The organism is Ruegeria sp. L11, from assembly GCF_056531755.1.
The window spans coordinates 183,126-197,468 of the sequence record NZ_JBQFMI010000002.1 but is presented as its reverse complement, the minus strand read 5'-3'; the positions used below and the strand labels follow the sequence as shown (position 1 = coordinate 197,468).

Annotated in this window: 13 protein-coding genes and 1 tRNA gene; 9 read left to right on the top strand and 5 right to left on the bottom strand. The window is 58.3% G+C overall.

Going from position 1 to position 14,343, the window contains the following annotated elements; all coding sequences use genetic code 11:
* Positions 1-3: 3 nt before the first annotated feature.
* Positions 4-1,500, top strand: coding sequence for an aldehyde dehydrogenase (locus ACR0CE_RS05885; protein ID WP_480475664.1), 1,497 nt, complete (start codon positions 4-6; stop codon positions 1,498-1,500).
* Positions 1,497-2,837 carry an NAD(P)/FAD-dependent oxidoreductase gene (locus tag ACR0CE_RS05880; protein WP_480831424.1) on the top strand — a complete coding sequence of 447 codons (1,341 nt, stop codon included), beginning with the start codon at positions 1,497-1,499 and terminating at the stop codon, positions 2,835-2,837. Before ACR0CE_RS05885 ends, ACR0CE_RS05880 begins: the two co-directional genes overlap by 4 nt.
* Positions 2,838-2,839: 2 nt before the next feature.
* Here ACR0CE_RS05880 and ACR0CE_RS05875 read toward each other — a convergent pair whose 3' ends face one another.
* From ACR0CE_RS05875 to ACR0CE_RS05860, 4 genes are all read right to left on the bottom strand, one after another.
* Complete coding sequence (locus ACR0CE_RS05875; RefSeq protein ID WP_480831422.1) at positions 2,840-3,574, bottom strand: SDR family NAD(P)-dependent oxidoreductase; 735 nt, start codon at positions 3,572-3,574, stop codon at positions 2,840-2,842.
* Complete coding sequence (locus tag ACR0CE_RS05870; protein ID WP_480831420.1) at positions 3,571-4,302, bottom strand: SDR family NAD(P)-dependent oxidoreductase; 732 nt, start codon at positions 4,300-4,302, stop codon at positions 3,571-3,573. The genes ACR0CE_RS05875 and ACR0CE_RS05870 overlap by 4 nt, the downstream gene beginning before the upstream one ends.
* Before the next feature lie 14 nt (positions 4,303-4,316).
* Positions 4,317-5,420 carry a mandelate racemase/muconate lactonizing enzyme family protein gene (locus ACR0CE_RS05865; RefSeq protein WP_480831418.1) on the bottom strand — a complete coding sequence of 368 codons (1,104 nt, stop codon included), beginning with the start codon at positions 5,418-5,420 and terminating at the stop codon, positions 4,317-4,319.
* Between the two features lie 71 nt (positions 5,421-5,491).
* Positions 5,492-7,039, bottom strand: coding sequence for a trimethylamine methyltransferase family protein (locus tag ACR0CE_RS05860; RefSeq protein ID WP_480831416.1), 1,548 nt, complete (start codon positions 7,037-7,039; stop codon positions 5,492-5,494).
* 228 nt (positions 7,040-7,267) lie between these two features.
* Between ACR0CE_RS05860 and ACR0CE_RS05855 the strand changes: the two genes are divergently transcribed.
* The 3 genes from ACR0CE_RS05855 to ACR0CE_RS05845 all read left to right on the top strand — a co-directional run bounded on the left by ACR0CE_RS05855 (position 7,268) and on the right by ACR0CE_RS05845 (position 9,868).
* Positions 7,268-8,734: a flavin-containing monooxygenase gene (locus ACR0CE_RS05855; RefSeq protein WP_480831414.1), complete on the top strand. Its 1,467-nt coding sequence runs from the start codon at positions 7,268-7,270 to the stop codon at positions 8,732-8,734.
* On the top strand, positions 8,735-9,736 hold the full coding sequence (locus ACR0CE_RS05850; RefSeq protein WP_480831412.1) for an alpha/beta fold hydrolase: 1,002 nt from the start codon (positions 8,735-8,737) through the stop codon (positions 9,734-9,736). It abuts the gene before it with no gap.
* A 55-nt stretch (positions 9,737-9,791) separates the two neighbouring features.
* Positions 9,792-9,868: transfer RNA gene (locus tag ACR0CE_RS05845), tRNA-Met, on the top strand.
* A 68-nt stretch (positions 9,869-9,936) separates the two neighbouring features.
* On the opposite strand, the gene ACR0CE_RS05840 is transcribed toward ACR0CE_RS05845, so the two are convergent.
* Positions 9,937-10,494: a ZrgA family zinc uptake protein gene (locus tag ACR0CE_RS05840; protein WP_480831410.1), complete on the bottom strand. Its 558-nt coding sequence runs from the start codon at positions 10,492-10,494 to the stop codon at positions 9,937-9,939.
* 248 nt (positions 10,495-10,742) lie between these two features.
* Here ACR0CE_RS05840 and ACR0CE_RS05835 point away from each other — a divergent pair, with 248 nt between their 5' ends.
* From ACR0CE_RS05835 to ACR0CE_RS05820, 4 genes are all read left to right on the top strand, one after another.
* A complete protein-coding gene (locus ACR0CE_RS05835) occupies positions 10,743-12,014 on the top strand; it encodes an imelysin family protein (RefSeq protein WP_480831408.1) in 1,272 nt (423 codons plus the stop codon).
* Positions 12,015-12,107: 93 nt separating this feature from the next.
* Positions 12,108-12,401 carry a (2Fe-2S)-binding protein gene (locus tag ACR0CE_RS05830; protein WP_480831407.1) on the top strand — a complete coding sequence of 98 codons (294 nt, stop codon included), beginning with the start codon at positions 12,108-12,110 and terminating at the stop codon, positions 12,399-12,401.
* Positions 12,349-12,834 (top strand): bacterioferritin, encoded by a 486-nt coding sequence (bfr, locus tag ACR0CE_RS05825; protein ID WP_267365109.1) that lies wholly within the window; start codon positions 12,349-12,351, stop codon positions 12,832-12,834. Before ACR0CE_RS05830 ends, bfr begins: the two co-directional genes overlap by 53 nt.
* Positions 12,794-14,341 carry a di-heme oxidoreductase family protein gene (locus ACR0CE_RS05820; protein ID WP_480831405.1) on the top strand — a complete coding sequence of 516 codons (1,548 nt, stop codon included), beginning with the start codon at positions 12,794-12,796 and terminating at the stop codon, positions 14,339-14,341. Before bfr ends, ACR0CE_RS05820 begins: the two co-directional genes overlap by 41 nt.
* Positions 14,342-14,343 lie beyond the last annotated feature (2 nt).

The following is a 14,343-nucleotide window of genomic DNA, read 5'->3' as shown; positions in this document are numbered from 1 at the left end:
AACATGGATCTGCTGACACAGGACGAGTACAAATCCATCGCCGCAGGTCTGAACCTGCCGACAGGTGCCTTTATCGACGGCGCATTCCGTCCGTCGTTCTCGGGCCAGACCTTTGCGACAGAGAACCCTGCAACCGGTGAAAAGCTGACCGATATCGCATCCTGCGATGGGGCGGATGTGGATTTTGCGGTCGCGAAAGCTCGTGAGGCGTTTGACGATGGCCGCTGGAGCAAGCTGCATCCGTCTGATCGCAAGGATATATTGATCAGGTTGTGCAAGCTGATAACCCGCAACGCCCGTGAACTGGCCGTGATGGAGAGCATCGACAGCGGCAAGACGATCTTTGACTGCGAAACTGTTGATGTGCCCGAGACGATCCACTGCCTGAAGTGGCACGCCGAGGCGATTGACAAAATTTACGATCAGGTTTCGCCCGCCGGCGACGATCACATCGCTATGGTGGTGCGCGAGCCAATCGGCGTCGTCGGTCTGGTGCTGCCGTGGAACTTTCCGCTGCTGATGCTGGCATGGAAGATAGGGCCAGCACTGGCGGCAGGCTGTTCTGTTGTTGTGAAACCGGCGATTGAAACCACTTTGACGGCCCTGCGCCTTGCTGAATTGGCGATGGAGGCAGGTTTGCCACGCGGAGTATTGAACATCGTTCCCGGTGGCGGGGCCGAGGTGGGCGAACCCATTGGGCGGCACATGGATATCGACATGGTATCCTTCACAGGCTCAACCGTGACCGGCAAACGCTTTCTGACCTATTCGGCGGAAAGCAACGCCAAAGAGGTGGTCTTGGAGATGGGCGGCAAGAACCCAGCCATCGTGATGGACGATGCCGAAAACCTGGACAGGGTGGCGGCGCATATCGTCAATGGCGCATTCTGGAACATGGGTGAAAACTGCTCGGCCTCGTCACGCCTGATCGTACATAAGAAAGTGAAGGCCGAGTTGCTGGAGCGCATCGCGCATCACGCCAAACAATGGAACACCGGCGACCCGCTCGACCCCGAAACCCGCATGGGCGCACTGGTGAGCGAAGATCACTACACCAAGGTTTGTGGCTATCTGGATCAGGCCGAGAACGTGGTGATCGGTGGCAAGGCAGACAACGGGTTTGTCGAGGCCACCGTGGTCGAAGTGCCCGGCAACGACGCTGCATTGGCGCGCGAGGAAATCTTTGGCCCTGTCTTGTCGGTAATTGAAGTCTCGGGCTTCGATGAAGCGATCCAGATCGCGAACGACACCGACTATGGCTTATGCGCCTCGATCTTCACGGCCAATGTCAAACGCGCCATTCGAGGTGCGCGGATGATCCGCGCAGGCACCGTGACAGTGAACAGCTTCGGCGAAGGTGACATCACGACACCCTTCGGTGGTTACAAGCAATCGGGCTTTGGGGGTCGTGATAACTCGATACACGCGCATGATCAGTACACCCAGTTGAAAACCATCTGGATCGATCTGGCCGATGACGCGGATGAGGCCGTCGGTTGAGCCGACATGACGCCAAAAGGCTACCCCGGCAGACAGGTCCGTCGGGATGGAAAGCGATTCTGCCGCCCCAAACACCTCTGGCGGTGCTGGAACGGAACCTTACCGCGGATATCACAATAGTTGGCGGCGGGTTTGCCGGGCTCAGCGCGGCACGGCGGCTGCATCAATTGGATTCTTCGCTGAAAATCGTTCTGCTGGAAGCCGATCGCTTCGCGGAGAGCTCGGCAGGCCGGAATTCGGGGTTCCTGATCGACTTGCCCCATGATTTGGCCTCGGATAACTACGCGGGCAAGGGATCAGAGGCAGATCGCGCCACCATTGCGATGAACCGCAAGGCCATTGCCTTTGCGACCGAAGTGGCCTCCGATTGCGGGCTGCCACAGGAAATGTTCGACCCTTGCGGCAAATACAATGCCGCCGCCACCAAAGCGGGCGACGCCCATAACCGCGCCTTTGCCGCGCACCTGACCAAACTGGGCGAGCCGCATACGCTTTATGATCAGCAGCAGATGCAAGAGATCACAGGCAGCCCACACTATACCTCGGGGCTTTATGCGCCGGGGACAGTGATGATCCAGCCTGCGGCATATGTGCGGGCGCTGTCTGCCCGTCTGGCCGGGCAGATGAATGTATTCGAGCATTCACCCGTCATCCGTATTGAACAACAAGGCGCAGGCTGGGCGGTCAGCACCAACAAGGCCAAGGTCAGCACCGGGCGGATCATTCTGGCCAATAACGGTCATCTGGAAAGCTTTGGGTTCTACCAGCGGCAATTGATGCACATATGCCTCTATGCCTCGCTCACAGCGCCGCTGACCGACACGCAGATCAAGACAATGGGCGGGCAGTCGCGTTGGTCCGTGACGCCTGCGAACCCAATGGGGACGTCGGTACGGCGCATTTCCGGCAGCTACGGGGATCGCATCCTGATTCGCACCTGCTCAAGCTTTCATCCAACGATCGAAACCAGTCCAATGCGACTGCGCAATGCAGGCTGGGTGCATGACAGAAAGTTCAGGGAACGTTTCCCGCATCTGTCAGATGTGCAGATGGAGCACCGCTGGGCCGGTATGCTGTGCCTCAGCCGCAACGGATCGGCGGCGTTCGGCGAATTGAAGGATGATGTGTTCTCGGCCTGTTGTCAGAACGGTCTGGGTATCGCTCGAGGCACCTTGCAGGGAATAGGGGTGGCAGAACTGGTACTGCAAGGTGGATCAGAGATTGCAGATCATTTTCTGGCGCAACCGGACCTGCCGCGATTGCCACCCGAACCGTTCGCCTCGTTTGGAGTAAACAGCTATCTGATCTGGAAAGAATGGCGGTCAGGCAAGGAATGAGGTCAAGGCAAGCTGAGCTTCGCCATGCGCCCTCCATCCACCGTATAGACCTGCCCGGTGACAAAAGCTGCATCCTTTGATGCCAGAAACGCGACGAGCGCCGCAACTTCTTCAGGACGTCCCGTCCGGGTGACAGGGTGGATTTTGGCAATGTCGCGACGGAATGCAGCCGGGTCGGGCATGGATTCAATGAAATCCTCATTCAGCTCGGTATCGACCCATCCCGGCGCAACCGCATTGCATCGGATGCCTTCGGCCCCGTGATCCACGGCAACGGCGCGGGTCAGGCCGTGCAACCCTGCTTTGGACGCGCAGTAAGCGGCGTGGCCGGGATTGCTGCCCAAACCTTCGATGGATCCGGTGTTGACGATGGTGCCTTTGGTTTTGCGCAAGTAGGGCAGTGCGGCCTTGATCATCAGGAACGGTGCGGTGAGGTTGACCGTCAGGATACGCTGCCAGTCCTCAAGGCTCATTTCCTCGACCGAGGCTTCCTGCATCATGCCGGCGTTGTTGACCAACACGTCCAGACGCTTGGCTTCAGCGATCACATTGCCGACCACCTGCTCGGGGCTGTTGGGATCGGTGAAATCAGCAGCGATTCCATGGAATTCGCTGTCCTCGCCGCGTTGGGCGGTAAAGACCTGTGCACCTTCGTCTTGCAAACGTCGGGCGATGGCCTGACCGATGCCGCTACGCCCGCCGGTGACCAGCGCTACTTTTCCATCGAAACGCCTCATGAAACGGGCTTCCCTCCGTTGACCTCGACCAACGTACCGCAAACATAGCGCGATGCGTCCGAGACAAGGAACATGATCACGTCGGCGATGTCTTCCGGTTCGGCGATCCGGCCCAGCGGTACGGTTTGGCCCAGAGAAGCCACCGCGGAATCGGGATCAAAACCCCGCTTTTCAAAGCCCGAGCGCAGCATCGGAGTATTCACTTCGTTCGGGCATACTGCGTTGATGCGAATGCCCTGATGGGCGTGGTCCATGCCCATGCACTGGGTCAAGGACGCAATGGCCGCTTTGGTCATACAATACACGGCGTGGTTAGGGCCCGGACGCAACCCCCAGCAGGACGCGGTGTTGACGATGGCCCCACTCCCTGCTTCGGCCATGATTGGAATCGCGGCACGGCAGATACGAAAGGGCGCTTCAACGTTGACCCCCAGTGACAGAGACCAATCCGCATCAGACGTTTCCGTGACCGACCCGCGCGTGATGACGCCTGCATTGTTGATCACGATATCGAGCCCACCCAGCGCCGAAGCCGCAGCCTGAGGTAAGCAATCAGAATAGGCGGGATCAAGTAAATCGCCGGGCAGATGTGCCTCAGCCTCGATGCCACCGACCGACCGGTCTGCGACGGCGACCCGCACCCCCGCGTTGCGCAAGCGTTGAACGATTGACGCCCCGATACCACCGGCTGCGCCAGTAACCAGAGCCGATTTTCCATTCAGGTTCATAAAGTCATCCATTGTTAGAACGATGCAACCGGAGCACCGAATTGGCCTTCATCAGGAACCACGCCCAACCCCGGCCCGGTTGGCAGTTCAATATGCCCACCTTTGATCCGGATGCCGTTTTCAGGGTCGTAGTTTCCCTCGATATAAGGCGCGGCCAGCCAGACCCCTTCCAGCAGGTCGGGCCGAACGGTGGCACCGATATGAGTACTGGCGGCAGCGATGATGTCTCCTCCCCAGCTGTCATCGCAGGTGTGTGGCAGGTTGCGCGCCTCGCAGATGTCGCGGAAAGCGCGCATCGGATGCAGACCGCCGATGCGGGTGACCTTCATGCCGAACCCATCGACCAAACCGGTGCCCGCTGCCGAAATCACGATGTTCAAGCTGGTGCTGTTTTCATCCATGTATATACCGTGTGCGACCTGAGGCCGGATCTTCTGCAAGTCTTCGATGGTGTTGCAGGGCTGTTCCATGATGAACGGGATTTCGGGGCATTCGCGGCTAACACGCAGGGCGTCGCGCGTGGTCCAGCCCCGGTTGCCGTCGACGGCAAGTCGCATGCCTGATCCTTTGACCACATCCCAGACTTTTCGGATGGTTTCGATGTCGATCTCGACCGGGCGACCCCCAACTTTGATCTGCAGACGGGGGTAGCCTTCTGCCAGCTTTTCGCCTGCCAGCCGGGCAATGTCATCGGGCGCGCCGACGCCAGTGGCGTAGTAGGATGGTACCTTGTTCGTGGTCGCACCGCCCAGCAGGTCACAGACCGGAACGCCCAGATGCTTGCCCAGCAGGTCATGCACCGCGATATCGATGGCCGCCTTAGCATAGGCATGCCCGTTCAGCAGCCTATCCATCCGGCGATGCAGGGACAGGGGCAGCACCTCGACCCCGATCAAGCCAGGGGCCATTTCGGCAAGCGCTGCGCGGGCACCTGCTGCGTGCGCCTCGGCATATGTTGGCCCAACTGGGCAGGTTTCCCCCCAGCCAACCAGACCGTTGTCCGCCACAACTTTCACCAGCGTGGTATCCAAGGACCAGACCTGTGCATTGGCCATGGTGTAGGGTCCGTTTTTGACCGACAGGTCGTGGCTGTAGATGTGCAATTCGGCGATCTTCATTTTGGTCTCTTGGTCTTGAACGAAAAAGAACCCGCCCGGTGTTTCGGGCAGGCCAGCACGGGGAGTTTGCATCAGTATGTCTGGTTTAGCTCATCTGCTGCCGGAATTTCTCTCTCACGGCGGGCGACATAGTCCAGAAGGGCGTCGTTCTTGGCCTCGTCCAGCTTTGGTTCCTGATACTCGGCTAAAAGCTTCCTCGCGTATTTCAGAGCGCGTTCGGTGATTTCAACTTCACCTTCCGCCACCCACTGTTCGATCGAGTTGTTGTCGAACAGTTCCGGCATGAAGAACGCAGTCTGGAAATTGTCCTGCGTGTGCGGATGACCCAGATAGTGTCCGCCGGGACCCACATCAGAAACCGCCGCCAACGCCTGATCGAAATCGTGCCATTTAGGACCTTCCGCCATCCGATAGGCCATCGCGCATTGTTCCGCGTCCACCACAAACTTTGCGACCGAACAATGCATCCCCGCCTCGTTCCAGCCTGCCGAATGCCAGATGTAATGGGCCCCTGCATGCAGAACAGCGCCCAGAGTTGTCGCGGATTCGTACCCGGCCTGCGCGTCAAACGTCTTGGCCCCGCCCAGCGTGTTCGAAGTGCGCCATGGCACATCGTAAAAACGCGCCATCTGACCAATCATGAAATTCATCAGACTGATTTCAGGCGTCCCTGCCATCGGTGCACCGGATTTCATCGAAACGGTTGACAGGTAGTGCCCCCAGATCGCCGGACAGCCCTTGCGGATCACCTGCGTATAGGCCAGCGCCGAAAGCGCCTCGGCGGTCAGCTGTGCCACGGTTGCGGGTACCGATGCGGGCGTATTGGCACCGCCCAGAACGAAGGGCGAGCACAAGACCGGCTGGTTCCGGCGGCAGAAGGCACGCATTGCACCCAGCATGGTTTCATCCCAGACCAATGGGCTGTTGCCGTTGCAGTTGCCTGTTGTAACCGGGTGGTCATCGATGAAACCTTCGCCGAACAGGATGTCGCACATGTCCATCACGTCTTCGGCATTCCTGGGCGAGGTGGTCATACCCATGAAGGTCTTGTCGGAGTATTTCATCGACGAAAAAGTGATGCGCAAGTGCCGCTGGCTGATCGGGTGATCGTAAGGTTCGACGATATGATGGGCCGAACTGTGCAGTGCGGGCATCATGTGCGACAGTTTGTGAAACATCGCCAGATCGTCCAGCGTCGGGTTCCGGCGCACGTCGTCAAGATCACGAAGAAACGGCGCGCCGGTCATCGGCACGAAGATCGAGTGCTTGCCGCCGAGTGCGAGGTTCTTTTGCGGATCGCGCGCGTGATAGGTGAATTGCGTCGGAACGGTCGCGATCAGCTCGCGCACCATGTTGCGATCCAGAAAGACCAGCTCTCCGTCAACCTTCGCGCCCGCTTTCTTCCAGTCTTCCACTGCGGTCGGGTCGCGGAACTGGACACCGACATTCTCCAGAATATCCATGGCGGCCTTGTCGATAAGCTCAACCTGACGTCCGTCCATAACTTCGCAATGCGGGATGCCGCGGGTCAGACCCGGCAGCATGTCAAAATTCGGCGCAGTGCGAAGAGCGCGGCGCGCGGAACGCCCACCAGCGCGTGTAAGAGTACGGGTCGACAAGGGGCAATCCTCCTGTTTTGAATCAGACTGGCGGAATTACGCCGCGTTCACCTCTCTGATTGCGATATGTGTTTGCAGGAAGCGACACCGCCCTGATGACGGTTTTTCGCCATGTCTGTTCACGTAAGGTCGTTCGGTCAATTTACCTTGTGTGACCTACTTCACTGCCAATCACGTGCAGACATCTGCAACAGATATCCATAAAGTTGTTTCAGGAGGGGCGCTTCAATGCACCACACGACAGAGATGCTGATCATCGGTGCCGGGTTCTCGGGGCTGACGATGGCGCTTGAGGCGCGCAAGCGTGGCATCAAAGATATCGCCATTCTGGAAAAGGCCGAAGATATCGGTGGCACGTGGCGCGAGAACACCTATCCTGGCGTCGCCTGCGATGTTCCTTCGCATCTGTATTCCATGGCGACCCACCCTAATCCGCACTGGAGCCGCGCCTATGCCGGTGGCGCAGAGATACAGAAATATCTGCAAAATGTCGCGCATCAGGAAGGGTTGTATGATCTTTGCCACTTTGGGCAGGCGCTGAAATCGGCAAAATGGGATGGCACGCTTTGGCAGGTCGAAACCATGGATGGCCAGTTCTGGTCGGCCCGGTTTCTGGTCTCGGCCATCGGCGCGCTGCATCATCCCAGCATTCCGGACATTCCCGGCGCGGGCAGTTTTCCCGGCCCCTGTTTTCATTCGGCCGAATGGGATCACACCGTCGATCTGACCGGAAAGCATGTGGCTGTTGTCGGCACCGGGGCGTCAGCCGTTCAGTTCGTGCCCGAGATTGCCAAGGTTGCGGGCCACGTCACCGTTTTTCAACGCAGCGCGCCTTACGTTATGCCGCGCCCTGACGGCCCGATCGCGCCATGGGTGCGCAAACTTTATGCCTACCTTCCCCAGCTTCCCCGCATCCGGCGCAAACTGATTTTCATGTTCTTCGAGTTCCGTCACCGCGTGTTCAGGGGCGAGGAACGCGCGATGAACTTTGCCCTAAAAATGTGGCGCAAGTCACTGGAAGGCGCGATTGCGGACCCCAAAGATCGGCGCATTCTGACCCCGGACTATCGAATTGGGTGCAAACGCATTCTCAGTTCAAATGACTGGTATCCGACCCTGGCCCGCGACAATGTCAGCGTCATTCCGCACGGCGTGGCCAGTATCGATGGAAACAGCATCCTAGCGACAGATGGCACCAGGACAGAGGCAGACGCGCTGATCTGGGGCACCGGGTTTCAGGTCACCAATGTCGTAGAAAGGTTGGATATCACCGGCACAGATGGGCTAACGCTGCGGTCGGCCTGGGCGAATGGGATGTGTGCACATCTGGGTACAGCGATAGCCGGTTTTCCCAACTTTTTCATCCTTCTGGGGCCTCATACCGGGTTGGGGCATAATTCGGTCGTGCTGATGATTGAAGCTCAGGTCGGGCATATCGGCCGGGTTCTAAGCGAGATGCAACGCAAGGAACTGTCGGTGATCACTCCCGATGCGGTGAAACAGGCGGCCTTTACGCAGGAAATGCATGACCGCCACGCGGACAGTGTCTGGCAGACCGGAGGCTGCACATCCTGGTACATTGATGCGGAAGGGCAAAACACGACGCTTTGGCCCGGAACAGTTGCCGAGTTTCAGAAACGCATGTCACAATCGGGATTGGAGCAATACAACCCCGTTAGGACCGGAGACAGCTAGATGACATTTATTCTTAGCGTGGTTACGGCCTTTGCCGTCTTTCTTCTGGCCATGGCCCTGTGGACCCGGCGGATAACCCGTCAGGGGCTTAAAACCGTGCCGCAGATGGGCCAGATCGTGCCCGTGCAGGGCGGCAGCATCCACTATGTGGAAATGGGCAATCCGGACGCGCAGACGGTTGTTCTGATTCATGGCCTGGCTGGGCAGTTACAGCATTTTACCTACGCGTTGGCGGATCAACTGGCCGAGGATTACCACGTCATCGCGTTGGATCGCCCCGGTTGTGGATACTCAACCCGGGATACGGCAGAACTCGCACAATTGCCGCAGCAGGCCGCGATGATTGCTGAATTTCTTGAAACTAAGGGCGTGGATCAGGTCGTGCTGGTGGGGCATTCACTGGGCGGTGCGGTGTCGCTGGCACTGGCTTTGGACCACCCCGAGCGGGTATCCGGCCTCGCTCTGCTGGCGCCACTGACGCACAGGCTGCCTGAAACACCGGTGATCTTCAAACCGCTCGAGATCCGGACCAAATGGCTGCGCAGCCTGATTGCCAACACGATTGCGGTTCCCATGGCCTCAAAAACAGCACCGCACAGTCTGGGTGTGGCATTTGACCCTGAAACCCCTCCACATGACTTTCTGGACCGTGCGGGTGGTGCGCTAGGGCTGCGCCCGTCGGCCTTTGTCACGGCCTCGCAGGACGTTATCGGGTTGGATGCCAGCTGCGATGCGCTGGTGGCCAGATACCCCGAGCTGTCGGTCCCCGGCGGGATATTGTATGGCCGCCAGGACGCGCTTCTGTCCCCTGCCCTTCACGGACCGCCGATGGCCAAATATGGTCTGAGCTATGAAGAGCTTGACGGTCTGGGTCATATGATCCTGATCACAGAACCGGAGATATGCGCCGCGTTTATCCGCAGGATGGTGGACGCCACGATATTCCGTCAGACGCCCTTGCAGGACCCGGTGACAGAGCCCGTGAAAGAATTCCCCGGTTAGGGCGATTTCCCTCTTGACCCTTCCCGGCCCCTCGCTTACATCGCCTCTCACTCACGGCGGAGTAGCTCAGTTGGTTAGAGCAGCGGAATCATAATCCGCGTGTCGGGGGTTCAAGTCCCTCCTCCGCTACCAAAATCCCCAAAGCATCAAACCGGAACACCACTTTTGGTTTTCCTTTTGATTTCAGCTGATTTCAGCGCTCATCGATCCGGCGGAAGATCGAGATATGGTGCCGCGCGTGTGATGTCGACCGCGTCCTGTGCCCCGCCCGTTTTCAACTGGATGTTCAGCTGGTCGGTCCCACTGAACTGCGCGAAATAGGCGAACTCGATCATGTTCAGCGCACTCATATCGTGACACTGAATGACATAGTCCGCCTGAAACTCCGAGTGACTCTCCGCCGTTGTGGAGCCTGTGACTGCGTTCGCCTCTCCACTCTGCAGTGTGATGCCATATGTCAGAACCACATGGGCGGCCACCGTAGAGCACCCAGCTTCGGGCGGGGTTACGAACAGGTTCAGCGGGTCGGAAAGTTTTGACATTGCTATGGCCACACGTGTGCGGCTGTCATCGTTTTCAACCGGGGTTTCAAACCCGACGATGTCCATGCTTGGCACCCTCAGCGCCAAGGCGAACCCGGTGTCAGAAAACACGATGTCGATCTGGGCCGAACCATGGTGATGAGGCGTGGAAACCTGCGTTGCTTGCGCCGCAAGTGCCGCAAGAAACAGGAACAAGGCCAGAACCACGCGCTTCATGAACAACAAACCACCTACAAAGAATCACTTGGCTGATTTTAGCCCGAAACATGTACCGCACAATGTGATCCGCCGGACCGAGCCCCCGCCAGATATGGGGATAGTGGCAACCGAGTCAGCGGTTTCATTATCCGACAAAAAAACTCAGATTGACAATGTTGACTTTTTAACTCAGTTATTTCAACGAAAGCCGCCGCGGGAACAAACCCGCCTGATTTGACAGTTCAGACAAGAAAGTAACGACCCCTATGACCAAGTTGTTTGCAACAGCCAGCGCTTTGACATTTGCGACAGCCACTTTTGCTTTTGCCGGTGATGTGCCGACAAAAGCGGATATTCTGGAAACCTATGCCGATATTGCCGAAGCCAAGTATGACGACAGCCTGACTGCGGCAAAGGTTTTGCGGGACGCAGTCGGTGTGCTGATTGCCGAACCCTCGGACGCGACCCTGAATGCGGCACGGGCAGCATGGGTTGCAGCGCGTGTGCCTTATCAACAGACCGAAGTTTATCGTTTTGGCAACGCAATCGTTGATGACTGGGAAGGCAAAGTAAACGGTTGGCCACTGGATGAAGGTCTGATTGATTATGTCGACGCGGCCTATGGTGGCGCGACGGATGAGAACGAGTTTGCGGTTCTGAATGTCATCGCCAACCCTAGCTTCGAACTGTCGGGCGAAACCATTGACGCCAGCGAGATTACTCCGGAACTGCTGAGCGAAACCCTGCACGAAGCTGATGGTATCGAAGCCAATGTCGCGACCGGCTACCACGCTATCGAGTTCCTGCTGTGGGGTCAGGACATGAACGGCCACGGCGCCGGTGCAGGCAACCGTCCAGCCACTGATTATGCAAACGGCGATACCTGCACTGGTGGCAATTGCGACCGTCGTGCCCAGTATCTGAGCGCCGCAACCGACCTGCTGGTCAGCGATCTGACCTGGATGGCCGATCAGTGGAAACAAGGCGGCGCGGCGCGCACGGCGCTGATGGAAAATGAAACGGCGGGTGTCAGTGCGATCCTGACCGGTATGGGTTCACTGTCTTACGGTGAACAAGCGGGTGAGCGGATGCGTCTGGGCCTGATGCTGAACGACCCGGAAGAAGAACATGATTGCTTTTCGGACAACACCCACAACAGCCATTACTACGATGGACTGGGCGTTCTGAACGTCTATCTGGGCAGCTATACCCGCATCGATGGCACACCTGTATCAGGCGCATCGCTGGCCGATCTGGTAATCGCAACTGATCCGGCACTGGACGCCGAGATGAAGGCGAAACTGGCCGTCACGATGCAAGCCCTTGGCAGGATCAAATCGACCGCGGAAGCAGGGTTTGCCTATGACCAAATGCTGGAACGCGGCAACGAAGGCGGTGAAACCCTAATCATGGCCGGCGTCAACGGCCTGATCGACCAGACCAAGACAATCGAGCGCATCGTGACCGCACTGGAACTGGACCAGATTGAATTTGAAGGATCAGACAGTCTGGATAACCCCGACGCGGTATTCCACTAAACAAGATCGCGTGCCGGGGGCTTGCCTGCCCCCGGCACACTCAGCACACTGACCCGTCAGCCCTTTGAACCACACAAACCCAAGCCAACATTCATGATTGTCTGCCACTGCACCAATATCTCGGACCACGACATCCGCGCCGCCATCGACTGGATGCGGACAGCCGACCCCCAAACCATCATCACCCCCGGCAAGGTTTACCATGCTCTTGGAAAATCGGCGGATTGCGGCGGATGCATGCCTCTGTTTCTGGACACGATGCGGTCAAGCGATAATCTCGAAGTACCCATGCAACTCCGCGCCCTGCGCGCGGCAGTATCACAGGAGAGTGCAGATGAAGGGCGATCCAAAAGTCATCGAATATCTCAACAAATCTCTGCGGCATGAACTGACTGCAGTCAGCCAATACTGGCTGCACTACCGGTTGCAGGAAGACTGGGGGCTTGGCCACATGGCCAAGAAAAGCCGCGAGGAAAGCATCGAAGAGATGGGCCACGCGGACAAGCTGATCGAACGGATCATCTTTCTGGAAGGCCACCCCAACCTTCAGAAGCTGGACCCGCTTCGGATCGGTCAAACACCAAAGGAAACGCTGGAATGTGACCTTGCGGCCGAGATCGATGCACGGGCCTTGTACAAGGAAGCGCGCGAATATTGTCGGGATGCCGGCGACTATGTCTCGATGTCGCTGTTCGAGCAGTTGATGTCCGATGAAGAGGGCCATATCGACTTTCTCGAAACGCAGCTCGACCTCTATGAAAGGATCGGCGAAGCCAATTATGCGCAACTCAACGCATCGAAAATGGACGAAGGCGAATAGCCTTGTCGCCCTGTCGGTGGTCGCCTTTGCGGCCACCCCTTCCCTGTCAGCCGAGCTACAGGACCTGCATCTGAACTTCACCCCCCGCACTGACGATGAACGCGCCCGAATTGCCGTTGTCACAGCACCGCCCCAGGATTTCAGCGCACCGCAGCAGTTTGAAGAACTGCCCGCCGGGGCTGCGACTGTTCGGGTCCGTACTGACGCGGATGCGTTCTCGCAACCGTCAGACAACCTGAGCTTTGAACAGGAGCTGAATTTCAAAGTCGGAAACGGGCTGTTCAAGAAGGTCTGGGTTTCGTCGCCCTCATCGACGCTCGCCTCTGACGGGTTGGGGCCGCTCTATAACGCGCGGTCGTGCCAGCGCTGCCACATCAAGGATGGGCGCGGACACACGCCAAACGGGCCCGATGACAACGCGGTTTCGATGTTTCTGCGGGTCTCGATCCCCGGCACGTCGGAAGATGGCTATGCAGCGATAGAAGATTACATCGCCACTCTGCCCGAGCCTACCTATGGTGGGCAGATGCAGGATTTCGCACTGGCAGGTCATCCAGCGGAATACCGGCTGGACATCTCGTACGAAGAAATCCCGGTGGAGCTTTCTGACGGTGAAACCGCCTCATTGCGCCGCCCGACTTATCAGGCAGCCGATCTGGGTTATGGCCCGCTGCACCCCAACGCGATGCTAAGCCCACGGGTCGCGCCGCAGATGATCGGGCTTGGCCTGTTGGAAGCGATCCCGGTCGAAGACCTGCTTGCCAGGGCCGACCCGGACGATTTGGATGGGGATGGCATATCAGGTCGCCCGAATATCGTCTGGTCGGTCGAGTTTGACACGCCGATGATGGGCCGGTTCGGTCACAAGGCTGGGATGCCGACAGTTATGGAACAATCGGCTGCTGCTTTTGCCGGGGATATCGGCATATCGAACCCGCTCTACCCTGTTCCGCACGGGGATTGCACCAATGTGCAGGTGAACTGCATCAAAGCCCCGCACGGCGACAATGATGAGCGCGGCTTTGAGATCGATCATCAGGGTATGGACCTGGTCGCTTTCTACAGCCGCAATCTGGGGGTGCCGGGTCGCCGCGACGTGGATAACCCCAAGGTGTTGCGCGGGAAAGAGGTATTTCATGCGACCGGCTGCGCGTCATGCCACACACCGTCACATGTCACTCATCGGATGGAAGATCGGCCCGAGCACAGTTTTCAGCTGATTTGGCCCTACACCGACCTGTTGCTGCATGACCTGGGCGAAGGTCTGGCCGACAATCGCCCCGAGGCCCGAGCGACAGGCCGGGAATGGCGCACGCCGCCTTTGTGGGGCGTTGGCCTGACGAAACGCGTCTCGGGCCACACAGAATTTCTGCATGACGGGCGGGCGCGCACCTTGCTTGAAGCAATCCTGTGGCATGGCGGTGAAGCGCAGTCTACCCGCGACACCGTTGTCTCGATGCCCAAGGCAGACCGTGACGCCCTGATCCAATTTCTGGAGAGCCTCTGACC

Bases quoted from the DNA above. Each gene is read 5' to 3' on its own strand.
- ACR0CE_RS05885 (WP_480475664.1), top strand. From the start codon at position 4: ATGGATCTGCTGACACAGGACGAGTACAAATCCATCGCCGCAGGTCTG.
- ACR0CE_RS05875 (WP_480831422.1), bottom strand. From the start codon at position 3,574: ATGAGGCGTTTCGATGGAAAAGTAGCGCTGGTCACCGGCGGGCGTAGC.
- ACR0CE_RS05870 (WP_480831420.1), bottom strand. From the start codon at position 4,302: ATGAACCTGAATGGAAAATCGGCTCTGGTTACTGGCGCAGCCGGTGGT.
- ACR0CE_RS05865 (WP_480831418.1), bottom strand. From the start codon at position 5,420: ATGAAGATCGCCGAATTGCACATCTACAGCCACGACCTGTCGGTCAAA.
- ACR0CE_RS05855 (WP_480831414.1), top strand. From the start codon at position 7,268: ATGCACCACACGACAGAGATGCTGATCATCGGTGCCGGGTTCTCGGGG.
- ACR0CE_RS05850 (WP_480831412.1), top strand. From the start codon at position 8,735: ATGACATTTATTCTTAGCGTGGTTACGGCCTTTGCCGTCTTTCTTCTG.
- ACR0CE_RS05840 (WP_480831410.1), bottom strand. From the start codon at position 10,494: ATGAAGCGCGTGGTTCTGGCCTTGTTCCTGTTTCTTGCGGCACTTGCG.
- ACR0CE_RS05835 (WP_480831408.1), top strand. From the start codon at position 10,743: ATGACCAAGTTGTTTGCAACAGCCAGCGCTTTGACATTTGCGACAGCC.
- ACR0CE_RS05830 (WP_480831407.1), top strand. From the start codon at position 12,108: ATGATTGTCTGCCACTGCACCAATATCTCGGACCACGACATCCGCGCC.
- bfr (WP_267365109.1), top strand. From the start codon at position 12,349: ATGAAGGGCGATCCAAAAGTCATCGAATATCTCAACAAATCTCTGCGG.
- ACR0CE_RS05820 (WP_480831405.1), top strand. From the start codon at position 12,794: ATGCGCAACTCAACGCATCGAAAATGGACGAAGGCGAATAGCCTTGTC.